This is a genomic window from Kitasatospora sp. NPDC059160, from assembly GCF_042755465.1.
In the GTDB taxonomy this organism is placed as follows: Bacteria; Actinomycetota; Actinomycetes; order Streptomycetales; family Streptomycetaceae; genus Kitasatospora.
The window spans coordinates 1-21,892 of the sequence record NZ_JBHZCN010000115.1; the positions used below are offsets into that span (position 1 = coordinate 1).

General features: G+C 72.5%; 30 protein-coding genes. 17 read left to right on the forward strand and 13 right to left on the reverse strand.

Features of this window, described 5'->3' with window-relative positions; translation table 11 throughout:
* Positions 1–177 precede the first annotated feature (177 nt).
* Positions 178–852 (forward strand): HAD family hydrolase, encoded by a 675-nt coding sequence (locus tag ACFXOZ_RS34970; protein WP_380593946.1) that lies wholly within the window; start codon positions 178–180, stop codon positions 850–852.
* Here ACFXOZ_RS34970 and ACFXOZ_RS34975 read toward each other — a convergent pair.
* Positions 840–1,574, reverse strand: a complete 735-nt coding sequence (locus ACFXOZ_RS34975; protein ID WP_380593948.1) for an SDR family NAD(P)-dependent oxidoreductase — start codon at positions 1,572–1,574, stop codon at positions 840–842. The two genes, ACFXOZ_RS34970 and ACFXOZ_RS34975, sit on opposite strands and share 13 nt — an antisense overlap.
* 102 nt (positions 1,575–1,676) lie before the next feature.
* Here ACFXOZ_RS34975 and ACFXOZ_RS34980 point away from each other — a divergent pair, with 102 nt between their 5' ends.
* The 3 genes from ACFXOZ_RS34980 to ACFXOZ_RS34990 all read left to right on the forward strand — a co-directional run bounded on the left by ACFXOZ_RS34980 (position 1,677) and on the right by ACFXOZ_RS34990 (position 3,839).
* Entirely contained in the window at positions 1,677–2,531 is an 855-nt protein-coding gene (locus tag ACFXOZ_RS34980) for a helix-turn-helix transcriptional regulator (protein ID WP_380593950.1), read from the forward strand.
* A 56-nt stretch (positions 2,532–2,587) separates the two neighbouring features.
* Positions 2,588–2,824, forward strand: coding sequence for a hypothetical protein (locus ACFXOZ_RS34985; RefSeq protein WP_380529566.1), 237 nt, complete (start codon positions 2,588–2,590; stop codon positions 2,822–2,824).
* 115 nt (positions 2,825–2,939) lie between these two features.
* On the forward strand, positions 2,940–3,839 hold the full coding sequence (locus ACFXOZ_RS34990; RefSeq protein ID WP_380529564.1) for an aminoglycoside phosphotransferase family protein: 900 nt from the start codon (positions 2,940–2,942) through the stop codon (positions 3,837–3,839).
* Positions 3,840–3,856: 17 nt separating this feature from the next.
* Here the strand turns inward: ACFXOZ_RS34990 and ACFXOZ_RS34995 are convergent, their stop codons facing one another.
* Positions 3,857–4,627 carry a GNAT family N-acetyltransferase gene (locus ACFXOZ_RS34995; RefSeq protein ID WP_380593952.1) on the reverse strand — a complete coding sequence of 257 codons (771 nt, stop codon included), beginning with the start codon at positions 4,625–4,627 and terminating at the stop codon, positions 3,857–3,859.
* A 47-nt stretch (positions 4,628–4,674) separates the two neighbouring features.
* Entirely contained in the window at positions 4,675–5,490 is an 816-nt protein-coding gene (locus ACFXOZ_RS35000; protein WP_380593954.1) for a hypothetical protein, read from the reverse strand.
* 71 nt (positions 5,491–5,561) lie between these two features.
* Here ACFXOZ_RS35000 and ACFXOZ_RS35005 point away from each other — a divergent pair, with 71 nt between their 5' ends.
* Positions 5,562–5,870 (forward strand): cupin domain-containing protein, encoded by a 309-nt coding sequence (locus ACFXOZ_RS35005; RefSeq protein WP_380529558.1) that lies wholly within the window; start codon positions 5,562–5,564, stop codon positions 5,868–5,870.
* Between the two features lie 47 nt (positions 5,871–5,917).
* Here ACFXOZ_RS35005 and ACFXOZ_RS35010 read toward each other — a convergent pair whose 3' ends face one another.
* Both ACFXOZ_RS35010 and ACFXOZ_RS35015 read right to left on the reverse strand, forming a co-directional pair.
* Positions 5,918–6,139 (reverse strand): DUF397 domain-containing protein, encoded by a 222-nt coding sequence (locus ACFXOZ_RS35010; protein WP_380529556.1) that lies wholly within the window; start codon positions 6,137–6,139, stop codon positions 5,918–5,920.
* Positions 6,136–6,984 carry a helix-turn-helix transcriptional regulator gene (locus ACFXOZ_RS35015; protein WP_380529554.1) on the reverse strand — a complete coding sequence of 283 codons (849 nt, stop codon included), beginning with the start codon at positions 6,982–6,984 and terminating at the stop codon, positions 6,136–6,138. The genes ACFXOZ_RS35010 and ACFXOZ_RS35015 overlap by 4 nt, the downstream gene beginning before the upstream one ends.
* 288 nt (positions 6,985–7,272) lie before the next feature.
* On the opposite strand from ACFXOZ_RS35015, the gene ACFXOZ_RS35020 reads away from it, so the two are divergent.
* The 6 genes from ACFXOZ_RS35020 to ACFXOZ_RS35045 all read left to right on the forward strand — a co-directional run bounded on the left by ACFXOZ_RS35020 (position 7,273) and on the right by ACFXOZ_RS35045 (position 9,839).
* A complete protein-coding gene (locus tag ACFXOZ_RS35020; protein ID WP_380593956.1) occupies positions 7,273–7,641 on the forward strand; it encodes an ATP-binding protein in 369 nt (122 codons plus the stop codon).
* Positions 7,638–7,913 (forward strand): hypothetical protein, encoded by a 276-nt coding sequence (locus ACFXOZ_RS35025; RefSeq protein ID WP_380529550.1) that lies wholly within the window; start codon positions 7,638–7,640, stop codon positions 7,911–7,913. The genes ACFXOZ_RS35020 and ACFXOZ_RS35025 overlap by 4 nt, the downstream gene beginning before the upstream one ends.
* A complete protein-coding gene (locus tag ACFXOZ_RS35030) occupies positions 7,901–8,056 on the forward strand; it encodes a hypothetical protein (protein WP_380405792.1) in 156 nt (51 codons plus the stop codon). The genes ACFXOZ_RS35025 and ACFXOZ_RS35030 overlap by 13 nt, the downstream gene beginning before the upstream one ends.
* A 288-nt stretch (positions 8,057–8,344) precedes the next feature.
* A complete protein-coding gene (locus ACFXOZ_RS35035; RefSeq protein ID WP_380405786.1) occupies positions 8,345–8,482 on the forward strand; it encodes a hypothetical protein in 138 nt (45 codons plus the stop codon).
* A complete protein-coding gene (locus ACFXOZ_RS35040; protein ID WP_380593958.1) occupies positions 8,479–9,636 on the forward strand; it encodes a methyltransferase domain-containing protein in 1,158 nt (385 codons plus the stop codon). The genes ACFXOZ_RS35035 and ACFXOZ_RS35040 overlap by 4 nt, the downstream gene beginning before the upstream one ends.
* 74 nt (positions 9,637–9,710) lie before the next feature.
* Positions 9,711–9,839 carry a hypothetical protein gene (locus tag ACFXOZ_RS35045; RefSeq protein WP_380593960.1) on the forward strand — a complete coding sequence of 43 codons (129 nt, stop codon included), beginning with the start codon at positions 9,711–9,713 and terminating at the stop codon, positions 9,837–9,839.
* A gap of 41 nt (positions 9,840–9,880) precedes the next feature.
* On the opposite strand, the gene ACFXOZ_RS35050 is transcribed toward ACFXOZ_RS35045, so the two are convergent.
* Both ACFXOZ_RS35050 and ACFXOZ_RS35055 read right to left on the reverse strand, forming a co-directional pair.
* Complete coding sequence (locus tag ACFXOZ_RS35050; RefSeq protein WP_380593962.1) at positions 9,881–10,108, reverse strand: hypothetical protein; 228 nt, start codon at positions 10,106–10,108, stop codon at positions 9,881–9,883.
* Positions 10,105–10,977 carry a hypothetical protein gene (locus ACFXOZ_RS35055; RefSeq protein WP_380529540.1) on the reverse strand — a complete coding sequence of 291 codons (873 nt, stop codon included), beginning with the start codon at positions 10,975–10,977 and terminating at the stop codon, positions 10,105–10,107. Before ACFXOZ_RS35055 ends, ACFXOZ_RS35050 begins: the two co-directional genes overlap by 4 nt.
* Positions 10,978–11,285: 308 nt before the next feature.
* On the opposite strand from ACFXOZ_RS35055, the gene ACFXOZ_RS35060 reads away from it, so the two are divergent.
* Positions 11,286–12,125, forward strand: a complete 840-nt coding sequence (locus tag ACFXOZ_RS35060; RefSeq protein ID WP_380593964.1) for a methyltransferase domain-containing protein — start codon at positions 11,286–11,288, stop codon at positions 12,123–12,125.
* A 199-nt stretch (positions 12,126–12,324) separates the two neighbouring features.
* Positions 12,325–13,029, forward strand: a complete 705-nt coding sequence (locus ACFXOZ_RS35065) for a DUF4328 domain-containing protein (protein WP_375890241.1) — start codon at positions 12,325–12,327, stop codon at positions 13,027–13,029.
* A gap of 29 nt (positions 13,030–13,058) precedes the next feature.
* Here the strand turns inward: ACFXOZ_RS35065 and ACFXOZ_RS35070 are convergent, their stop codons facing one another.
* Both ACFXOZ_RS35070 and ACFXOZ_RS35075 read right to left on the reverse strand, forming a co-directional pair.
* Positions 13,059–13,550, reverse strand: coding sequence for an SMI1/KNR4 family protein (locus tag ACFXOZ_RS35070; protein WP_380593966.1), 492 nt, complete (start codon positions 13,548–13,550; stop codon positions 13,059–13,061).
* A gap of 34 nt (positions 13,551–13,584) precedes the next feature.
* Complete coding sequence (locus tag ACFXOZ_RS35075; RefSeq protein WP_380593968.1) at positions 13,585–14,139, reverse strand: HAD domain-containing protein; 555 nt, start codon at positions 14,137–14,139, stop codon at positions 13,585–13,587.
* Positions 14,140–14,303: 164 nt separating this feature from the next.
* On the opposite strand from ACFXOZ_RS35075, the gene ACFXOZ_RS35080 reads away from it, so the two are divergent.
* Positions 14,304–14,876, forward strand: coding sequence for a hypothetical protein (locus tag ACFXOZ_RS35080; RefSeq protein ID WP_380593970.1), 573 nt, complete (start codon positions 14,304–14,306; stop codon positions 14,874–14,876).
* A 14-nt stretch (positions 14,877–14,890) separates the two neighbouring features.
* Here the strand turns inward: ACFXOZ_RS35080 and ACFXOZ_RS35085 are convergent, their stop codons facing one another.
* From ACFXOZ_RS35085 to ACFXOZ_RS35095, 3 genes are read right to left on the reverse strand one after another with little or no spacing between them, the layout of a single operon-like run.
* Positions 14,891–15,487, reverse strand: a complete 597-nt coding sequence (locus ACFXOZ_RS35085) for a class I SAM-dependent methyltransferase (protein WP_380593972.1) — start codon at positions 15,485–15,487, stop codon at positions 14,891–14,893.
* The gene (locus ACFXOZ_RS35090) at positions 15,484–16,194 is read right to left on the reverse strand and encodes an aspartate/glutamate racemase family protein (RefSeq protein WP_380593974.1); all 711 of its coding nucleotides are present in this window, start codon (positions 16,192–16,194) and stop codon (positions 15,484–15,486) included. Before ACFXOZ_RS35090 ends, ACFXOZ_RS35085 begins: the two co-directional genes overlap by 4 nt.
* Before the next feature lie 47 nt (positions 16,195–16,241).
* A complete protein-coding gene (locus ACFXOZ_RS35095; protein WP_380593976.1) occupies positions 16,242–18,101 on the reverse strand; it encodes a CocE/NonD family hydrolase in 1,860 nt (619 codons plus the stop codon).
* 311 nt (positions 18,102–18,412) lie between these two features.
* Here ACFXOZ_RS35095 and ACFXOZ_RS35100 point away from each other — a divergent pair, with 311 nt between their 5' ends.
* Positions 18,413–19,549, forward strand: coding sequence for a HoxN/HupN/NixA family nickel/cobalt transporter (locus ACFXOZ_RS35100; protein ID WP_375890255.1), 1,137 nt, complete (start codon positions 18,413–18,415; stop codon positions 19,547–19,549).
* Between the two features lie 95 nt (positions 19,550–19,644).
* Here the strand turns inward: ACFXOZ_RS35100 and ACFXOZ_RS35105 are convergent, their stop codons facing one another.
* Entirely contained in the window at positions 19,645–20,583 is a 939-nt protein-coding gene (locus tag ACFXOZ_RS35105) for an SGNH/GDSL hydrolase family protein (protein WP_380593978.1), read from the reverse strand.
* A 352-nt stretch (positions 20,584–20,935) separates the two neighbouring features.
* On the opposite strand from ACFXOZ_RS35105, the gene ACFXOZ_RS35110 reads away from it, so the two are divergent.
* Positions 20,936–21,358, forward strand: coding sequence for a (2Fe-2S) ferredoxin domain-containing protein (locus ACFXOZ_RS35110; RefSeq protein ID WP_375890259.1), 423 nt, complete (start codon positions 20,936–20,938; stop codon positions 21,356–21,358).
* A 117-nt stretch (positions 21,359–21,475) separates the two neighbouring features.
* The gene (locus ACFXOZ_RS35115) at positions 21,476–21,730 is read left to right on the forward strand and encodes a hypothetical protein (RefSeq protein WP_350510191.1); all 255 of its coding nucleotides are present in this window, start codon (positions 21,476–21,478) and stop codon (positions 21,728–21,730) included.
* Positions 21,731–21,892: the final 162 nt, after the last annotated feature.

The window sequence follows — 21,892 nt, forward strand, 5'->3', positions numbered from 1 at the left end:
CGGGCCAGACGGTCACCGTGAAGTTCACCGGCACCGAGGACTCCTCGCTGCAGACCAGCTTCGTGATCGACGACACCTCCGTCCAGACCGGCTGACGCACAGTCGGCTCAGGGGCCCGGCGGCCGGCTACGGCCGCCGGGCCCCTGGCCGTTACCGGGCCCGCCCTATGCTGAGCGGATGATCGAACCGATAGACCTGGTGATTTTCGACTGCGACGGCGTCCTGGTGGACAGCGAGATCATCGCCGTCCGCGTGGTCGGGCAGCTGACCGCCGAGCTCGGCTGGCCGCTCACCGAGGCCGAGGTGGTCGAGAAGTTCGTCGGCCGGTCGGAGGCGGCCAACCACGCGATGCTGGCGGAGCGGCTCGGGGAGGAGGCCGCGACGCTGTTCGACAAGCGGTTCCGCGAGCTGCACGCCGAGGCCGTGGACGCCGGGCTGACGCCGGTGGACGGGCTGCCGGAGGCGCTGGACGCCCTGGCGGAGCTCGGGTTGCCGATGTGCGTGGCGTCCAGTGGCACGCACGAGAAGATGCGGCACACGCTGGGCCGGACCGGGCTGTACGGGCGCTTCGAGGGCCGGATCCACAGTGCCACCGAGGTCGGGCGCGGCAAGCCCGCGCCCGACCTGTTCCTGCACGCCGCGCGCAGCATGGGCGTCGACCCGGCCGCCTGCGTGGTGGTCGAGGACAGCGGCCCCGGGGTGGCGGCCGCCCGCGCCGCCGGGATGCGGGCGCTCGGCTACGCGGGCGGCGTCACGGCGGCGGAGCGGCTCGCCGGGCCGGGCACGGTGGTGTTCCGGGACATGCGCGAGCTGCCCGCGCTGATCGCCGGCGGGGCGGTTCACCAGGGGTAGGTGCCGCCCTCGGGGTGGAAGAACTGGCCGGTGGGCGCGGTCAGCGCCGCGCCGAGCTGGCGGGCGATCCGGCGGCCGCCCTCCTGGACGTCGGACGGGCCGGAGTGACCGTTGATGTCGGTCGCGCAGTGGCCCGGTTCCAGGGCGCTGACCTTGATCCCCTCGGTGCGCAGGGTGCGGGCGTAGACCAGGGTGACGGCGTTCAGCGCGGCCTTGGAGGTGTTGTAGCCGAGCAGCGCCGCGTACTCGCCGACCGGGGTGTCCGGGTCGGCGAGGACGGAGGAGCTGCCGAGGCCGCTGGAGACGTTGCCGATCAGCGCGGCCGGGGAGCGGCGCAGCAGCGGCAGCATGGCGTTGATGACGGTGACGGCGCCGAAGACGTTGGTCTCGTAGGTCGCGCGCAGGTCGTCCAGGGGCAGCTTCTCCGGGGTGGTGCCGAGGTCCCGGGTGATCCCGGCGTTGTTGACGAGGGTGTCCAGCCGCCCGTACTCGGCGTCGACCAGTGCGGCCGCGGCGGTGACGCTCGCCGGGTCGGTGACGTCCAGGCGGACGGCGCGGGCGGTCAGGCCCTGGGCGGTGAGGCCGGCGGCGGCCGCGGCGCCGCGCTCGGGGTCGCGGGCGCCGAGCAGCAGGGTGTGCCCGGCGCGGGCGAGTTCGGTGGCGGTGGCGAGGCCGATGCCCTTGTTGGCGCCGGTGATCAGGACGATGCGGTTCGTGGTCATGCCCCGACTCTGGCCGGGCGGCGGCCGGGCCGGGAGAGCACTGTCGAGGGTGGTACCGGGAGTGCCATGGTCGGCGTGCGGCGGGCGGGCCAGACTGGGGGCGTGGAACACGTGGACCGGGCGGAGCTGGCCGCCTTCCTGCGGCGCTGGCGCGCCCGCATCCAGCCCACCGACGTCGGCCTCCCGGACGGCGGGCGGCGCCGTACCCCGGGCCTGCGCCGGCAGGAGGTCGCGCAGCTCGCGGGCATGTCGGTGGAGTACTACATCCGGCTCGAACAGGGCCGGGGGCCGCGCCCGTCGCGGCAGATGATCGGGGCGATCAGCCGGGCGCTGCGGCTGTCCGCGGACGAGACGGCCCACCTGCACCATCTGGTCGGCGAGGCGCCGCTGCCGCCGACCGCGCTGCCCCGCGACGTCCGGCCCGGCGTGCTGCACCTGCTCGACCGGCTGGACGACACCCCGGCGATGGTCTGCAGCGCCGCCCGCGACGTCCTCGCCTGGAACGCGATGGCGGCCGCACTGCTCGGCGACTTCTCCGCGCTGCCGCCCGGCGAGCGCAACCTCATCTGGCGCTTCTTCACCGACCCGGACACCCGCGCCCTCCAGGACCCGGCCGGCCAGGCCGTGTTCGGCCGCCGGGCGGTCGCCGACCTGCGCTCCGCGTCCGCCCGCTACCCCGCCGACAGCGGCCTGCGCCGCCTGGTCGACCGGCTGCTCGCGGCCAGCGAGGAGTTCCGCGAGCTGTGGGCGCGCCAGGACGTCGAGATGCGCCGCTCGACGACCAAGCGCCTCCTGCACCCGGTGGTCGGCCCGCTCGACCTCGACTGCGAGGCCCTGCACGACCCGCACCGCGACCAGTGGACGATCTTCTACACCGCCGCCCCCGGCACGCCCTCGCACTCGGCCCTGCGGCTGCTCAAGGTCCTGGGCAGTCAGGACCTCGCGGTCCGGGGCTGAGCGAGCGCGATCCTCGGCTATATTGAACGCGTTCAAATAACGTCCGAGGGGGGCGCATGGACGTCGTGGCGCGCGCGGTGATCGTTTGGATGGCGACCTGGGGGGCGCTCGTCACGTTGCTCCTGCTGCCGTTGCTGCTTCCGGATCGATGGCACTACGACATCTACTCGCCCGCCAGCGAGGGGCTGTGGATGCTGTCCGTGCTGGTCGGCCCCTTCGTGGCCGGCGGGCTCGGCAGGCGGTGGATCCGCACCGGCGTCTGGCGGGGCGGGGCCGGCGGGGACGGGGCCTGAACCGGTTGCCCGGCTTCCCGGCTTCCCGGTTGCCGGGTTGCCGGGTCCGACGGGACAGGTCGTGCCCTGGTAATTCGCTTGCCGGGGGCGGTCGGTGCTGGCAGGGTCGGACGCCATGCCCCGGAAGATGCACGCGGACGAACTGGACGTCGACGAGGAACTGGTCCGCCGGATGGTGGCCGCGCGGTTCCCGCGGTGGGCCGGCCTGCCGGTCGAGCCGGTGGACTCGGCCGGGACCAGCAACGCGATGTTCCGGCTCGGCGCCGAGCTGGTGGTGCGGATCCCGCGCATCCCCGGGGCGGTCGAGGACATCGGCAAGGAGTACACCTGGCTGCGCCGGCTGGCCCCCGAACTCCCCGTCGCCGTACCGGTTCCGGTGGCCCTGGGGGAGCCGATCGACGGCTGCCCGTGGGAGTGGTCGGTGCTGCGCTGGCTGGACGGGGCCAACCCGGCGGCCGGGAACGTACGACAACCGTCCCTGCTGGCAGCGGACTTGGCCGGGTTCGTGACCGCGATGCGCCGCGCCGACCCGGCGGGCGCCCCGGCCTCCTACCGCAGCGAGACGCTGGCCGCGCGGGACGCGGCGGTCCGGCGGGCACTCGCGGCGCCGGCGGGTGAAGTGGACGCGGCAGCGGTAACCGCCCTGTGGAAGACGGCGCTTGGCGCGCCCGAGCACGCCGGGCCGCCGGTCTGGATCCATGCCGACCTCCAGCCCGGCAACCTGCTGGTCGACGGGGGCGGCCGGCTCGCCGCCGTCATCGACTTCGGCTGCGCCGGCCTCGGCGACCCGGCCGTGGACCTGCTCCCCGCCTGGTACGTGCTCCCCGCGTCGGCCCGTGACGCCTTCCGGACGGCCGTCGGCGCCGACGCCGCCGAGTGGGAGCGGGGGAGGGGCTGGGCGCTGTCCGTGGCGCTGGCGGAGCTGGACTACTACCGCGACAGCAACCCCCGGATGGCGCGCACCGCCCGGTACGTGCTCGGCGAACTGCTCGCCGAGCACGGCGGGGCGGCCTGAGGGGGCCCGCCGAGGTCCTACGGCGCGGTGACGACGACCTGGGCCCCCGCCAGGGGCCGCTTGCTCATACCCAGGTGCTCGTACACGGCTATCGCCGACCGGTTCCCGCCGTGCACCATGAGGGCCGCCCGCCCGTACCGGTGGACCAACTCCCCGAGGACGAAGCCGCAGACGGCCCGCGCCAGTCCGCGCCCACGGGCGCCCGGGTGCGTGCACACGCCGGCCAGGAACCCGCAACCGGCCGCCGACCAGACGTCGGCCGCGACGGCCAGGGGCTCCGGCGGGGCGCCGCTGTCGAGGGAGTCGACGATCCCGGCCCAGCGGTGGGTGCCGCCGTCGTCCGGCTGGGCGAAGGAGTCGGGGAAGAAGCGGTCGAACAGCGAGGTCGCCTCCTTCACCTGCACCTCGTCCAGCCACCGCACCCCGATGGCGGGCGGGTCGGGGACGGCCGAGGTCTCCATCCAGTAGAACGCGGGGAACAGCGACAGGCCGGGGATCGTGCCGGCCAGCGACTCGATCAACGACGCCCGGCCGACGGGCCGGTAGGTCGGTCCGACCTCGGTCAGCACGTGCCGCACCAGCCGTGCGGCGTCATCGGCACTGCCCTTGACCGCGAGCCGGTCCCGCGCGGAGAGGTCCGGGCTCGCCACGGCGAGGGCCGTGCCGTGCCGCCAGGCCCGCACTCCCGGGCCCAGCCGGCCGTCGTGCTGCCCCTGGGCAGCCCACAGCAGGTGCCCGTCGCCGGCGGCGGCTTCCTCGACGTCGTCGAGGCGGATGAGTTCTTCCATGCGTCTTCACCTGTCGAGCGGCTTGATCATGTGCAGTGGTCCAGCGCTCATCCGGGCTCGTTGATTCCGTCCGGCAGTCGCCACTCGAAGGGCCACAGCTCGGCCGCCCACGCGGCGTCGGCTGCGGCGGGGGCCGCGGGGACGCGCAGGAGCGTGCGGTGGCGCAGCAGTTCGCGGCGCTCGGCGGGGGTGAGCAGGCGCTCGTCCGGCCCGAGGCCGCCGTAGGCGTTCGGGGGCAGGCCGGGGCGGCCGTCGATCGGGGCGTCCTCGGCGACGTTGAGCAGGTCGCCGTCGGCGGTGCGGTAGTCGAGGCGGAAGTCGGTGCGCCACTGCGAGTTGCCGCCCCAGCCCTGGGAGAGGTCCCGGGGGGGACGGTGGGCGCGGCGGTGGGTCCAGAACAGCGGCCAGCGGTCGGCGACTCCGCGCTCCGCGCGGGCGGCTCCGGCTCGTACGCGGACGCCGGCCCGGTTGAACAGCAGCTCGCCGAGCATCAGGCCGGGGTGGCGGACGTCCAGGACCTCGACGGGGGAGTCCGGGTCCTCGGCCTGCTCGACCTCGGTGATCTCGTGCAGGAACGGGTCGAAGGGGGTCTGTTCGAGGACGGGCGTCATGCCGAGGGCGGTGAAGAGGTGGAGGTAGGGCGGGAGTTGGGGGTCGAGGAGGAGGAAGTCGCTGATGCGGCCGAGGGCGTAGAGCTCTTCGAGGAGGTCCGCGTCGTCGGCCCACCAGCGCGTGTCAGCGGTGGCGGCGATACGGAGGCGCGCGCGGTAGTCGGCGGCGGCCTGGTCGAGCCAGGGGGCGATGACGTCCTCGTAGGGGCCGTCGGCGTCGAGTAGCGCCTCGTACAGCGCGCGGGCGTTCACCCTGGAGATCCTGGCAGGTTTTGCCAAACGGTCGACCAATGAGGCGGTCGGCGCGGGTAGCGTCCCTGGTCATGAGCGTGCTGGACGTGAACGAAGAAGCGAACCAACTGCCCGACGCCTGGCGCTCGGTGGTGCTGGAGCGGGTCGGTACGGCGGCGGTGAAGGTGCTGCGGATGGACGGCCGGGAGCTGGAGGAGGAGGTGCACGGTACGGCGGAAGTCCTGGTGGTCACCGACGGCGTCCTGGAGCTGGACTTGGACGGCGAGGAGCTGACGGTCGGCACCGGCGAACTGTGCCGGATTCCGGCGGGAACCCGGCACGCGGTGCGGGCGGGGAGTCACGGCACGCTGCTGATCGTGGAGGTCCCCGAGGGGGAGTGAGGGCGCTGCCTCGCCCGGCAATGGGCGAGGCAGCGCCTCAGTGGTGCTCAGAGGAGACCGAACTCGAACTCCCCAGCGGAGATGGCCTTGATGAAGGCCTCGTGCGCCGCGCGGTCGAAGGCCAGGGCAGGGCCGGAAGGGTCCTTGCTGTCGCGGACCGCGACTGCTTCGGTAAGGAATGCGTACTCGACACAGTTCTCGTTGCCGCCGCTGTAGCTCGACTTCTCGAACGAGAAGCCAGTCGCGGAAGCGTCCGGGTAGTGGGTCACTTGATCAGCTCTCTCTGTGCGGTGATGAAGGCGATCGAGGAGTCGACAGGAAGAGCCTCGGCCGTGATCTCCTGGAACTTCGCCCGGTACAACTCGACGTCAGTCGGATCCTCGACCCAGAATCCGTTCAGCAGCCCTTCGACGAGCACGACGTCGAGATCCTTCCGCTGAGGGAATCCGAGCAGGACGAACGCGCCGCTCATGCCTGGGTGGATAGCCGCACCTGCAGGCATCACCTGGATGTTGACGTTCGTCAGCCGACTCATCGTCAGCAGCTTGTCGAGCTGTGGCCCCATGATGTCGGGGCGATTCGCGTTTGCCTGGAGGGCGGCTTCATGGATGACTGCCCAGACCTCAACGGGGTTCGGGCGGGTGAGGATGGACTGCCGTGCCATTCGGACCTGCACCAGGTCGTCAACCGTCCCGGCCTTCGTGGCCCGAAGCCGGTCGATGACGAGCCGAGCATATTCGGCGGTCTGGAAGAGGCCTGGGATGAAGGCGGCTTCGTACGTCTTGAACGTCGAAGCCTCGGTTTCGAGTGTGATCAGATCGGTCGCTGAGGCATCGATGACGTCGCGGTAGCTCAGCCACCAGCCACGCTTGCTGCCGTCCTTCGTGATGGCGATCAAACCTGCACGGAACTCATCGTCTTCGCAGCCGTAGTGGTCGAGGAGCTTGTTGACGTCCTCGATCTTGGCCGCTGTGCGGGCGTTCTCGATCCGGTTCAGTTTGGCCAGGCTCATGCCGGTGGCCTCAGCAGCAACGTCTGCTGCGATCTTCCTCTGCTCGCGCAGCCTGCGCAGCTCCTCGCCCAGCCGACGACGCCGAACGGTTGATACCGCCATGCAATGCCCCTCCTGACCTGTCGGTGGACCAGTCTGCCCTTGCCGATCACGTAGGCGCTACCGGCAACTGGCAGTGGGTGGCACCGAATTCGGGTTCGATATGCAATTTTGCACACTACTTAGATCCGCTTGCGCACGCGATGGCCTTCGCGTCATGCTGGCTGTAACGGGTCGCATGCATAACGTGATCATCTGGCTGATGCGGCTGCGCTTCTTCGTCATGCCATCGGGTCGATCTCGCGTTTGATTGAGCGATGGTCATCTCTGAACCCCCACGGAGGTATCTTCGTGTTCTCCCTCGAACTCCCCCCTGACTGGTCGGCCCCGCGCGAGGAGTTGCGCGAGGCCACCTCGCGCGCCGGGTGGAAGCCCGACCTGGTCGCCGATGCCGAGCTCGCTCTGCTCGAACTCTTCGTCAATGCCTACCGCCACGGCGGTAGTGCGGCGCCCATCGTGGTGGTCCTCATCATCGGCGACATCCTCCGCGTCTCGGTCAGCGACGGGAGCCCGGTCCTCCCCGCCCCGCGCGAGGACTCCGACCCGCTCGCCCTCTCCGGGCGGGGCCTGCACCTCGTGCGCTCGCTCACCCACCGCTTCGGTACGGAGACCCGCAGGACCGGCAAGTCCGTCTGGTTCGAGCTGGACGCCGCCGCGTGAGCGCCGTCGACCGCCCGATCGAGCCGGGTCACCCGCTGATGCGTACCTACACCGAGCTCGAAATCGCCTACCTGCTCGTCGAACTCGCCGAGCGTGGACGCAAGTTCGGGCTCCTCTGGCCCTCCGCGACCACCGACAGCGTGGTGGACGGCCGCGTCCTCGTCCGCTTCGGCAACGCCCCGGCGAGCACCGTGGTCAACCTCCTCGCGCTCCTCCGCTCCCACGACTACGACCGCGACGCGACCGAGGGCGACACCCCGTGCGACTCCTGATCGGCCTGGCCCTGCTCACCCTCCTGATCCTCGCCATCGCCGTCGTCGGCCTCGGCGCGGTCGCCGTCCTGCGGATGCCCCACCGCCCGGACGACGCCACTTCCACCCCGCCCCCCACCCGAGACCGCCAACCGGTGGCCTGACCCCCACGGAAACCCGCGCCGCCCGGCCGGACCCGCCGGGCGGCTCCTTCCGAGGCGCACAGAACCGATGGTGAACGGTCATTTCGCCGAGACCAGCGACCTGTCGTTCACGTGCGCGGGCCGGTGCCGGTGGAAAACCGGTACGAGAGGAACCGTCTGGGGCGTCCGCCCCGCTCATGAACTCCCGTCCTGACAAAGTCGGAGTCAGACCGGCCAGGACGGGGCGCCAACCTGCCACGGCAGGCTCATTGATCAACCCCAGTAGCCGAACCGAGAGAGGAAGCTGACATGGGAGACCAGAACAAGGGCGGTCCCAGCGACGGCAAGGGCGGCGGGCACGCCAAGCCGGGTGGTGGGGCCATCGGGCCGAAGCCGTCGAAGGACGGAAAGGACCCCGACCCCGCTCCGAAGCACAAGAAGTCGTGACCCCCGGGAGCCCCGAAGCGCTGCGGGCGGCCCTGGTGACGAATCTCGTCAACTCCGGGGCGCTCTCGGAGGAGTGGGTGTCGTCCGTGGCGGCCGTGCCGCGACACGAGTTCCTTCCCGAAACCATCTGGGCGGACGAGAACGGCGGCGACACGGAGTGCAGCCGTTCCGAGAGCCCCGACCGGTGGATGAAGTTGGCCTATGCCGACGTGCCGATCGTCACCCAGTGGGACGACGGCGCGGAAGCTGACCGGAGTACGCCCACGTCGTCGGCGTCGATGCCGACCATGGTGGTCGAGATGCTGGGTGACCTGGGCACGGCCCCGGGGCATCGGGTACTCGAAATCGGGACCGGCACCGGCTACAACGCCGCGCTCCTGTCCCACCGCCTGGGCGCCGAGAACGTGTCGACGGTCGAGGTGGATGCGAAGGTCACCGCGCAAGCCCGTACGGCGCTCCGCTCCGCCGGCTACACCCCCGAAGTCGTCTGCGGGGACGGCTCGTTCGGATGGGGTGTCCGGGCGCCGTATGACCGGATCATCTCCACCGTGTCCCTGCGGGACATCCCGCCTGCCTGGCTCGCACAGACCAAGCCGGGCGGTGTGATCGTCAGCCCCGTTTCGCCCCTGTTCGGAGGCGGGGCAGTCGTGCGCCTCACGGTCGGCGACGACGGGACGGCGAGCGGCCCGTTCACTCGGTCGGCAGCTTTCATGATGCTCCGCCAGCAGCGCTACCAGGCTGCTTCGGTGGACGACTACCTTCCGGGCGACTGGCCGGGCGGCTCCGGGCAGTCCTGGACCGAGTTCGACCCCGAGATCATCGGGGGCGACTGGTTGGCACAGTTCGCCACCGCGCTCGCCCTGCCGGACGTGTACTACCGGCGGCACGAGTTCGGTGACGGTGGCTGGACGTGGTGGTTGTTCGACACGGCCGTGACGTCCTGGGCGACCGTGGACTCCGTGCCCGGGGAATCCCGGTTCGAGGTTCGGCAGTCCGGGCCCCGGCGGCTCTGGGACGAAGTGGAGGCCGCCTACAACCAGTGGACGGCAACCGGACGCCCCGGGTACGAGAGGTACGGGCTCACGGTGACCCCTGCCGGACAGACAGCCTGGCTGGACAAGCCCGACAATGTCATCCCGGAGCACCGTCCGTAGGGTGACACCGGGGGTGCGGGTTTCTCCATCGATTCGACCTGTGCCGAAGCCCCGCGGGCACCCTCCTCACCCTGATGCTCGCCATCGCCATCGCCATCGCCGTCGTCGGCCTCGGCGCGGGCGCCGTCCTGCGGATGCCCCACCGCCCGGACGACGCCACTCCCACCCCGCCCCCCGCACGCGACCGCCAATCGGTGGCCTGACCTCACCCCACCCGCGCCGCCCGGCCGGACCTGCCGGGCGGCTACTGGTCGGCCTCGTCTACCTCCCTTGCAGCAGTGGGAAGTTGGGGTCGGCCGGGGCGGCGGAAGGACGCGGCGATGGTCTGGGCCACCTCGGCGCGCTGGCGAGCGGTGCAACCGGTCATCAGGCGCTCCAGGCGACGGAGCACGAGGACGTCACGCCACGCCCGGATCGCTCCGCTCACCACGCCGCACAGCAGGGCGCCCGCCAGGGCGACGGTGGGGGTCATCGGACGGCCTCCGCCCGGTCCAAGCCGTGGGTGTCCGCCGATTCCCCGTGATTGCAGAGAGCATGTCGCCTCAGGACGACGGTTTGACTTCCGACCATGGCGGTCGCCGAGGCCTTGTAGAGTTCGGCGGCGTCCGCCCCATCGAGCCCGTCGGCCAGGCCATGGGCCAGCAGGATGGCGAAGAGCGCCTCCATGCTGTCCCCACAGCACCATTCGATCACCAGATCGGACACGCCATGGGTGTAGCAGTTGGCCACTCCGTGGGTGGCAGCGGCCCGGTTCAGCAGGGTGGGGCGGCGCAGCAGTCTGCTCCACAGCAGATCGCGGACGTCCGGGGCGGCGGTCCGGTCCCAGTACCTGGCGCGAGTGTCCTCCAGTCGGAGGGCTGGTTTCGTCATCTCGTACGGGAGCAGGCTCGGCATCCAGAGCGGGTCACCGTCGGCTCGGACCAAGGTGATGCGAGCAGAACGGAGCTCGCTGGTGATCACGAACTGTCCGTTCCGGAGCAGCCATTGCACGTTAGGGGTCCATCCGACCCTGTGGCGCTCGCGCGTCCAGTCGGTTATCAGTTCGCCCACCACCTCGTCGGCCATCTCCGGGTGGAGGTGCAGCGTGAGTCCGTCCCTGTCCTGGGTCGCGGCGAGCACCCCCAGGACGGCCCCGTCGTACTGGCGGTCGCGGAAGGCATTGGCGAGCACGCCCACCACCATCGCCTCGAAGCGCCGTTGGGCCGGGGTGGCGGCGTCGGGGACCGGGTGCTTGACGAAGACCCTTACCTGCCCGGCGAGTTCACGGGCCCGCCAGAGCGGTAGGCCGGTCAGCCTCTGGATGCGCCTGGCCAGGCGGGTGACATTGTCCGACGCGGACATGAGACTCCAATCCCCCCACGGAGCCGTCCGGCGGCGGCTGGAGAGACAGGTGCGTCTGTCTGTGCGTGCGGATGAAGAGGGGTGACGCCTGCGGGTGACTCTCCGGAGCCCTTCGCCCACCCCGGCCGCCGGTGACCGAGTGCGTGGGCCTGTCGCCACATCAACACAACCAGCTTACACACGCGGGACGTTGCTCCGGTGGGATTCCTCGGTAACCGCAACCCCGGGCGCCGCCCCACCTGGTTCCGGTCCGTGTTGCGCGCGGTCGGTCACCTCGGCGGCCCGTCCCCGCTCCTACACTGGCGGCCATGGCAGACCACCAGCCCTTCTCGGCCTTCCGCGTGCCCGACGCCGACCCGGAGGTCGTCGAGCGGCTGGTCGCGGTGCTGGACGTGCAGGCCGCCAACCCGGGTGTGCGGCGGCTGCGCGAGTGGGCGCACGAGCAACTGGCCGTGCGGCCCGGTGAGCGGGTGCTGGACATCGGGTCCGGTACGGGCTCGGAGACCCTCGTCCTCGCGGCCGCGGTCGGCCCGGACGGCGCCGCGACCGGCCTCGAACCGAACCCCGGCCTGCGCGCCGTCGCCGGGCGGCGCGCCGCCGAGGCGGGCAGTGCGGCGCGGTTCCTCGACGGTGACGCGCTGGCCCTGCCGCTGCCCGACGGTGCGGTGGACGCGGTCCGGTGCGAGCGCGTCCTCCAGCACCTGAGCGACCCGGCGGGGGCCGTCGCCGAGATGGCGCGGGTGCTGCGCCCGGGCGGGCGGGTCGCGCTGCTGGACACCGACTGGTCCACGCTCCTCCTCCACCCGGCCGCCGCGGAGGCCCGGACCGCGCTGACCGGCGTCACCCTGGGCAACTCCGCCACCCCGGAGGCCGGACGCCGCCTGACGGGCTGGCTGGTCGCGGCCGGCCTGACCGTCGACCACGTCGGCGCCGACGTGCTGCTGCACGACCCCGACACCGTCCCCTGGCCGCTCCTGCGCGGCCTCGCCACGGTGGCCGTCGGCCGCGGGCTGCTCACCGAGGCGCAGTGCGACGACCTGTACGCCGAACTCACGGCCGCGGCCGAGCGGCGTGCCTTCCACCTCTCCGTGACGATGTTCGCCGCGGTCGCCCACCGGCCGGACGGCCCGGCCCCGTCCACCGGTTGAGTTCGCCTGCACAGGAAGTCGGCCCGGTCGACTTCCTGCGTACCCGCCCGGCCTGTCCGAGGGTGCCGTCATACTGGCCGCGCACACAGCTCGCGCACGTACCACGCGCGCGCAGCTCGTGCACGTACTCGCACACGAAGCTGCCGGGGCGCCGAGGTGGTGCCCCGTCACGCTGGTCCACTCCTGGAGCCGTTCACCCATGTCCTCGCCCGCCGCGTACCGGTCGCCGAGATCGCTCGCCACCGCCGCCACCGTCCTGCTCGTCGTCTGCGGTGCGCTCACCGTCTTCCGGCTCGTCGCCGACTCCCTCCTGTACCGCGCGGCGGGTGACCTGCCGAGCGGCGTCGAGTTCGGTGACGGCAGCGCGTTCGGCCCCTCGTACGGGCTCCAGATGCTCGCGTACCTGCTGTACAGCCTGGCCCTGATGGGATCGACGGTCGCCTTCCTCAGCTGGTTCCACCGGGTGCGGGTGAACGCCGAGTGGCTGAGCCCGCACGGGCACCGGCACAGCCGCGGCTGGGCCGTCGGCGGCTGGTTCACGCCCGTGGTCTTCCTCTGGTTCCCCTGGCGGATCGCCTGCGACATCTGGCAGGCCGGTGTCCGGCCGGACGCGTCCGGGGTGCGGACACCGCTCCCGACGACGGTCGTCAACGCCTGGTGGGTCAGCTTCTGCCTGTTCAACGTGGTGGACGCGGTGGGAAGCCAGTCGACCGACACGGCGCGCTACCCGGACCAGTACCAGCAGGGCGTGGCCTGGCTGATCGCCTCCGACGCGCTCGAACTGGTCGCCGCCGTCCTCGCCGTCCTGGTGGTGCGGACGGTGACGGCCATGCAGGAGGAACGTTTCGCCGAGCACAGCGCCGCCACCTCGTACGGGGTGTACGTCTCGGCCGTCGAGGGCTGAACCGCCCCGCCCTGTCGAGGCGGCACGGTTCAGGCGTATGCCTCGGGATCGGTGAGTCCCTCCACGAACTCCTGGAAGTCCGCGGCCAGGGGGAGTTCGGACCGGAAGTCGGCGTCGAACCATCCGACCGTGGGGGTCGGACCCGTCCGGTAGTCCAGGGCGATCCAGCAGGGGCCGCTGCCACTGAGGAGCACGAGCGGAGCCGGCAGGCCCCACTCCCCGACCAGGTAGGCGCTGTCGAACAGGGACAGCGTCCCGGGGCGGTGGCCGATCCCCATCAGGTGCTCGAAGGGCACGTGGTCCGAGGCCCAGGAGGTCGGTGCCGAGGTCGGGAAGGCGCACAGGCCGTCCGTGACCTGTCCACCGTTCTGGAGCCGGAGCAGTGCCACCAGGGAGGCCGGGAGACTCACCCCCAGGGTGTGTTCGGCCTGGTGGACGAGCTGATCGGTCAGTGGCGGCTGAACGCCGTGGTCGACGGAGCCGTCCCAGAAGACATCCTGCAGAACCTCGAAGCCGGGCATGGGCGGCATCGTACGAGGCGCCGCCCGCCGAGCCTCACCCCGGGGCGCCGCCGGCCCAGGCCGCCAGCCGGCCGAAGTCGTCCGCCGTCAGACCGACCTTCGGGTCGACGTGGTGCAGCAGCGCCGGGCCGGGGTGGTGGGCCGCGACCCAGGCGCGGTCCGCGTCCGTGATGTTGTCGTCGACCCAGGCGAAGGGGCGGCCCCGCGCCCAGGCGACGACCTCCGGGGTCTTCCAGAACACCCCGCCGGCCGGCTCCGGCCGGGGCTCGGACCAGGCGATGTACGGCAGTTCGGGCAGCCCCAGCAGCGGGCCGATGAAGGAGTTGGCCTCCTCCTCCCAGGTCGTCGCCCACACCAGCTCGAAGGGCAGCGCCGCCAGGGCCGGCCCGTGCTCAGGGTTGAGCCACACCCGCAGCGGCTTCGGCGCCTTGTGCGGCATCCCCCACAGGGCGAGCCGCCGCCGTTCGTGGGCCGCCCAGCGCGGGGTCAGCAGTCGGTGGGTCCGGTAGCCCTCCGGCCGCCGGTGCGGCTTCGCGGCCTCCGGGTTCAACGGACCGTCCACGTCCAGCAGCAACGCCGGCCGCACCATCCCGCACCTCCTCGATCGTCGTCGAACGCTACCCGGTGCACCGGTCGCGCCGAAGCGGATATCTCCGCCCGACCGCCGGGGAGGTTCGGGGTGCGGGGAACTCCGCCTGAGATTGCCGGGAAACGGCATGGTGCGCGAGCGGTGGGCGGGTCTACGGTCGCGCGGTGAGTGATTCCACCGCTGCCGTCCGAAGACGGCGTACGTTCTTCGCCGTCGGCTGGGCCGTCCTCCTGCTGGCGGTCGTCCTGCCGCCGCTGGTGGTCGGGCCGGCCTTCGTGGACTCGGGGGCGCCGATCGTGTCCGGGCTGGTGGCCGTGCTCGGGCCCGCGGTCCTGCTGGACGCGGGCACCGCGCGGCGGAAGGGCTGGCGGGTGGCCGGGGGCATCGTCCGGGCCCGTACCTGGTCGGGGCCGCGGGAGGTGGACCTGACCGACCTCGCGACCGTACGGGCCTGGGAGGGGCAGTCGCGGTGGGGCGGCCCGGTGACGCTGGTGTCCGTATCCGACCGCTCCGGCGGGTGGGTGATCCTCACCGTCGCCCCCAAGCACCTGCACCTTCTCACCGACGCGGTGCGCCACCACGGCGCGGGTTACGTCACGCCGTGGGCCCAGGCGCTGCTGGGTCTCAAGCCGACCCGGTGGTACGTCTCCGGGGCCCGGACGCTCGGATTCATGGTCGTCTCGATCGCGCCGTTCCTCGCCGGCGCGCTGCTGGCCGCAGCGGCCGCCCAGCGCTGACCGGCCCGGAGGCCTCAGGGCTTGTGCCAGGTCAGGGAGTAGCGCCGCAGGACGTGCCACCGGTAGCGCACCCCGGGCAGCACCCGCCCGGCGGTCTCCCGCACCTCCCGGTAGCTCATCGCGGGGGCGGCCGTCGGCATGCCCTCCGGGCCGGACGCCCGCCGCAGGGCCTTCACGGCCCTTACGAGCGGCGCGGCCGCGACCCACCGGGCCCGGTCCGCCGCCGTCTCCTCCCGGGCCAGGCCGACCACCACCAACACCCCTCCGGGGCGCAGCAGTTCCCGCATCCTGGTGAGCGCGGCCGTGAAGTCCATGTGGTGCACGGCCGTCACCGAGCAGATGAAGTCGAAGCCGCCGGTGGGCAGTTCGAGGGTGAGGAAGTCCCCTTCCAGGAAGGTGATGTCACCGTGGGCGGCCCGCGCCCGCGCGACCATCCCCCCGTCGCTGTCCACCCCGACCACCCGCCCGCACCGCGGCGCGAGCTTCGCCGCCAACAGCCCGTCCCCGCACCCGACGTCGAGCGCCGCCCCGCACCCGGGCGGCACCGCCCGCAGGATCCCGGGGTGCCGCGCCACGTTGGTGTTCCAGTACGGCCGTTCCTCGCGCGTCACGCCGGATCGTCGGCGAGGGCGGCCAGGGCGGCGGTGACGGCGGCCTCGGCGTGGAGGCGGGCGGTGGGGAAGAGGGGGACGGGGCTGTCCTCGGGGTGGACGAGGAGTTCGATCTCGGTGCAGCCGAGGATGATGCCTTCGGCGCCGGCGGCGACCAGGTCGGCGATGACGCGGCGGTAGGCGGCGCGGGATTCCTCGTGGACGAGGCCGAGGCAGAGTTCCTGGTAGATCACCCGGTGGACCAGGGCGCGGGATTCGGGCCCGGGGACGAGGACGTCCAGGCCGTTGGTGGTCAGGCGGCCGCGGTAGAAGTCCTGTTCCATGGTGAAGGCCGTGCCCAGCAGGCCGACCCGGCGCAGGCCGGCCGCGTGGACGGCGTCGGCGGTGGCGTCGGCGAGGTGCAGCAGGGGGATGGAGACGGCTTCGGTGACCTGGTCGGCGACCTTGTGCATGGTGTTGGTGCAGATCAGCAGCAGGTCGGCGCCGGCGGCCTCCAGGCCGCGGGCGGCGTCGGCGAGGATCGCCCCGGCGTCCTCCCAGCGCCCGGCCGCCTGGAGCCGTTCGATGTCGGCGAAGTCGACGGAGTGGAGCACCAGTCGGGCGGAGTGGAGGCCGCCGAGCCGGTCGCGGGTGAGTTCGTTGAGGGTGCGGTAGTACTCGGCGGTGGATTCCCAGCTCATGCCGCCGATCAGGCCGAGGGTCTTCATGGGCCAGTTATAAGCCAGGGGAGACAGGAAAGGCAATTGTATAAGAACTACTTTGGGAAGCTCTCCCGTGCCACCCGGTGCTGCCATTCCCGGGCGAACACCACCGACCCCGCCTCCAGCGCCCGCAGCTGCACCACGCTGAGGAAGTGCCCGGCGTCGCAGCGCAGTTGGGTGCGGGTCTGGACGGTCACGTCCCAGCCGATGTCCGGCCGCTCCAGCCGTACGGTGCGGTCGGTGCGGGCCTGGGCGCTGAGCGGGGCGCCGGTGAGGATGCGGTAGGCGGTGACGGTGTGCTCGTCGCGGACCAGGCCGTCGGGGTGGGTGCGGGTGCCGTCGGTGGCGGGGGAGAGTTCGGTGCGCCACTCGTGGCGGCCGATGTCGTGCACGGTGACGTGCTCGGGCCGGGCGGTGAGCGGTTCGGTGAGGTGGATGTCCGGCGGGTCGGGCAGGGTGGGGGCCGCCAGGGTGACGGGTGCGGCGCCGGTGTCCGCGGCGAGGTGGCGGACGGGCAGGACGAGGGTGGAGTGGGACGGGTCGAGGGCGTACCCGGTGTCGTCCGCGTTCGGCCACACCCACGGCCAGTAGACGGAGGAGAGCGCGAGCCGCAGCCGGTGCCCGGCCGGGACGGTGGCCGCGCAGGCCGCGAGTTCGACCTCGACGTCCGGGCCGGCGGCGGTCAGCACGCCGCGGGTGAGCAGGGCGGAGGTGCCGTCGGGGCCGACCGCGCACAGCCGGGCGACCACCTGGGCGGGCCCGCCGCCGGAGCGCAGCCGCAGCCGGGCGGTGGGCGCGCCGAGCAGCTCGACGGGTTCGGGCAGCGGCTGGGAGTCGAAGCAGACCGAGCGGCCGTCCTCCTCGCGCTGGTCCGGCGGCTGGTCGGCGGGGCGGCCGTGCGGGACGTAGGCGCCGGCGTTGAGGCCGGTGTGCTGCGGGGAGCGGACGGGGACGTACCGGTCGTGGGAGGCGGTGCCGGCGGTGCGCAGCTGGCCGTCGAGGTCGTAGTGGATCTCCCGGACGTCGGGGGAGGGCCAGGCGTCCTCGCCGGTCCAGCGGGTGCTGATCCAGCTGCGCAGGGCGGGTTCCTTGACGGCGCCGGTGTCGACGCCGCGTAGCCAGTGGTCCCACCAGCGCAGGGTCTCGGGCAGGGCGGCCTCGGGCAGGCCGTGCGGCCAGGGGCCGAGCAGGGCGCGTGCGGTGGGGGACTCGGCGAGCAGGCGCAGCACGAAGGAGCAGGACGGGTCGCCCCAGCCGGCCACGGCGAGGACCGGGACGGACACCGGCACGGTGGTGTCCCCGGCGGCTAGCCAGGCGTCGACGGGGGGTTCGAGGGATTCGAGCCGGGCCAGCCAGCCGGGCCGCCAGGCGTCGCCGAGGCGGCGCGGGTCCGGGGGGAGCGCGGCGTCGGCGATCAGGGCGGTGAGCCGGGTGTGCAGGTCGGCGGCGAGGACGGCGCCGCCGAGCCGGTGGCCGCCCTCGGGGCAGGCGGTGACGGCCGCGCCGACGGTCCCGGGCGCCCGGGCGGCCAGGCGCAGCGCGGTGGTGCCGGCCGCGCCGACGCCGAGCAGGCCGACCCGGCCGTTCGCCCAGGGGCGGCGGGCGAGCCAGTCGACGGCGGCGGCGCCGTCGGTGAGTTCCTGCTCGCCGCCGGGTTCGCCGGGCAGGCCGCCGGAGTCGCCGTGGCCGCGGGTGTCGACCCGGACGGCGGCGTAGCCGTGGCCCGCGTACCAGGGGTGGCGGCGGGCGTCCTCGGCGGCGGTGCGGTCGCCGAGGCGGTCGGCCGAGTACTCCAGCAGGACGGGGACGGGCTCGTCGCTGACCGGGCGCCAGAGTCGGGCGGCGAGTTCCGTGCCGTCGGGCAGCGGGATGCGCAGGTCCTCGCGGGTGGTGTGGAAGGGGTACGACGGCATGGCCGCTCCCATCGGGGTCCCGGGCCGGTGAGCGCCGAGCGGCCCGCGGCGCGTTCGGGGGGCGCGCGGCGGGCTCGGCCCCTCCGACCCTAGGGGAGGAATCGGGCGATTTCCTGATGAGGGGCCCGCAGTGGTGACGCTGCGCAGGCGTGCGGCGGCCGGACGCGCGCCCCTGGCCTGCGCCGTCGTGGTTCGGTTCGCCGCCGTCCGGCATCTGCACATGACTTGCAACTGCTCGCCGGAGGGGGGAAAGATGGCCCAGCTTTCTCCGGACCGCCCGAGTCCGGACCGCCCGAAAGAAGGACCACACGATGCCCAGCGCCGCCACAGCCGCCCCGGCAGGTGCCCCAGCCGTCCGATGGCGCGACCGGCTCACCCGCGAGGAGTGGATCCGGCTGGCCGGGATGGGCGGCTTCATCCTCGCGCTGCACGTCATCGGCTGGTTCACCCTGCTCGCGCTGGTGGCGCCCGAGCACTACGACGTCGGCGGCCAGGTCTTCGGCGCGGGCATGGGCCTGACCGCCTACACCCTGGGGATGCGGCACGCCTTCGACGCGGACCACATCGCGGCGATCGACAACACCACCCGCAAGCTGATGGGCCAGGGCAAGCGGCCGCTGTCGGTCGGCTTCTGGTTCTCGCTCGGGCACTCCTCGATCGTCTTCGGCCTCTGCGCGCTGCTGGCCTTCGGCATCCGCACGCTCGCGGACCAGGTCCAGGCGGACGACTCGACCCTGCACAAGATGACGGGTCTGATCGGCACCGCGGTCTCCGGCAGCTTCCTGCTGCTGCTCGGCCTGATCAACCTGGGCGCCTTCAACGGCATCCTCAAGGTGTTCCGCCGGATGCGCGTCGGCGAGTACGACGAGGCGGAGCTGGAGCGCCAGTTGGAGCGCCGCGGGCTGATGAACCGGATCCTCGGCAAGGTCACCCGGGCGGTCACCAAGCCCTGGCACATGTACCCGGTGGGCCTGCTGTTCGGCCTGGGCTTCGACACCGCGACCGAGGTGTCCCTGCTGGTGCTGGCCGGCGGCGCGGCGGCGTTCTCGCTGCCCTGGTACGCGCTGCTGACGCTGCCGATCCTGTTCGCGGCCGGGATGAGCCTGCTGGACACCATCGACGGCTCGTTCATGAACTTCGCCTACGAGTGGGCGTTCTCCAAGCCGGTCCGCAAGATCTACTACAACCTGACGGTCACCGGCCTGTCGGTGCTGGTCGCGCTGGTCATCGGCCTGGTCGAGCTGATCGGCCTGCTCGGCGAGAAGCTGGACATCACCAGCGGGCCGATCGCCTGGATCGGCGGGCTGGACCTCAACTTCGTCGGCTACGCGATCGTCGGCCTGTTCGTGCTGACCTGGGCCGGGGCGATCGCGTTCTGGAAGTTCGGCCGGGTCGAGGAGAAGTGGTCGGCGGGGCTGGCGGCGGGCTCCGCGGCCGACGCCGAGTAGCGCGCCGCCCGCAGACGGGCCGAGGACGGCCCGAGGGGCCGGTGACCAGACCCTGGTCACCGGCCCCTCGTGGCTCTCCACGACGGACGGGCGGATTACTTGAGCGCGGCGAGCACCGCGTCCGCCATCACCTTCTCGCCGGTGGCGTTGGGGTGGAACGGTACGGCGGGCGAGCCGGGCAGGGCGCCCTCGATCCAGCGGTCGTCCGAGCAGACGTCGTGCCCGCGGGTCGGCGTCGCGGTGTCCACGTACGTCGCGCCGTTGGCGGCCGCGGTGGACTTGAGGGCGGTGTTCAGCTTGTCGAGCACGCCGTGCATGTACTCCACGTCGCCGGGGGTCACCGGCTGGCGCAGGACGCAGGTCGAGCCGTCGGCGGGCAGCACGGACGGGTAACCGACCAGCAGTACCCGGGCCTTGGGGGCCTTGGCGTGGATCTGCCGGAGGGTGGTGGCGATCTGGGGGGCGATGGTGCCGGTGATCCGCTCGGCCAGGTCGTCGTCGCCGTACTGCCAGGACCACGTCCGCCAGTCGAAGTAGCCGTGGTGGTAGACGTCCTTGCAGGGCGTGCCGAGCGGGTTGACGACCGCGCCGGCGATGCAGGTGGCGACGAGTTCGCCGAGGCCGAGGTCGCTGGCGGCGAGGTCGTTGCCGCCGATCCCGAGGGTGACCAGGTCGGTGTCGGCGGTCACCGAGTCCAGCTGCGGGTCGTTGACCCGGATGAAGGCGTCGTACTGGGGCTGCGTCATGGCCTTGACCTTGGCGGCCGCGCAGGTGACGTCGGTGTACGCGCCCGCCTTGAGCGAGGCGGCGACCAGGTGGCCGTAGTTGTGGTCGGAGCGCAGGCACAGGCCGGCCGACTGGCCGGGGACGCCGGCGCCGGCGGCGTAGGAGTCGCCGAGGGCCACGTAGTGCTTCGGCGCGGGGGTGGCCGCCTGGGCGGCGGTGGAGGTGAGCGCGAGGGCGGCGCCGACGGCGACGGCCGCGAGGGCGCTGGAATTGCGGAGTCGCCGGGAATTCCGGGCAGGGCGGAGCACGGTTCCTCCTGGGGGAGAGAAACGACGGGTGGGGGGTCGTGCTGAGCCGGGCCACAGCTACTACTCGTACTACTCGCAGGTAAGTTACTTCCAGGTTTCGCGGCCGTCCATAGGTGACGGCGGAATTTCCGGAAATCCCGTCAGATGACACCGGGTGCCATTTCGAATTCCGCTCCACCGCGTTTCGGAATTGCCGCCGATACGTGCGGGAAGGGAATTCGGTTCACCTGGTGCGTGTTCCGGGTCTCCCGGGGCCCCGGGCGGTCTCGATGCCCGGTGGGCTGACAGGTACAGTTCCGGTGCAGAGCGTGCCGTCGAACCGGGCCGCCGACCAGGAGGGGGATCAGCGGGGATGAGCCGCCGAGAGCGCGACCGTGACCGCGACCGCGACGGCAAGCGGGGCACCGGTGCCCCGGTGACCGTCACCGTCTGCCGCGACTGCTGCTGCGGCAGCCTGACCAAGCACCCCGAGGTGGACCACGCGGGCCAGTTCGAGCGGCTGCGGACGGCGGTCGGCTCGGCGGGCCGGGTCCGGGGGTCGAAGTGCCTGGACGTCTGCTCCCAGTCCAACGTGGTGGTGGTCGGCCCGTCCAGCGAGGGGCGGGCGGCGGGGGCGCGTCCGGTCTGGTTCGGCTTCGTGCTGATGGACGAGATGATCGACGACATCGCCGCCTGGGTGCGGGCGGGCGGCCCCGGCGTCGCCGAGCCGCCCGGGCTGCTCGACCTCCAGCTGATCTCGGTCTCCCGTCGGGTCCGCGAGGGCCTGCCGGAGTGACCGCGGGGACCGCGAGGTGCTGACGGACCGTCAGATCGACGTCCCGGCACGGCTCCGGGGTCGGCCCACTACCATGACCGGTGGCGTCGAGCCGTTCCGCGCAACGGGAGGAAGACGATGACGACGGTCTGCCGCATCTGCGCGGGCACCGGCCGGACCGCCGGCCTCAACTGCCGTACCTGCCAGGGCACCGGCACCACCGAGGTGGGCGGCGGGGGCGGCAACTGCTTCCTCTGCGACGGCACCGGGGTGTACGTGCGCTACCGGGTGGACGCGACCGGCGCCAAGCAGGCGTACCGGGACGAGATCTGCCGCACCTGCGACGGCACCGGCAACCGGTCGGCGAACCTCTGGGACGAACCGTCCTCCTGAGCCGCCGTCCTGAGCCGTCCTCCTGAGCCACCGTCCTGGGCCGCCGTCCCCCGAACCACCCGCCCGGCCGGGGCCGATGATCCGACATCACTTCGATGTGGACATGCTCTTTGCCTAACCATGGTCGAACGTTGGTGTTCGAGTGGCCGATGCGCTGACCCC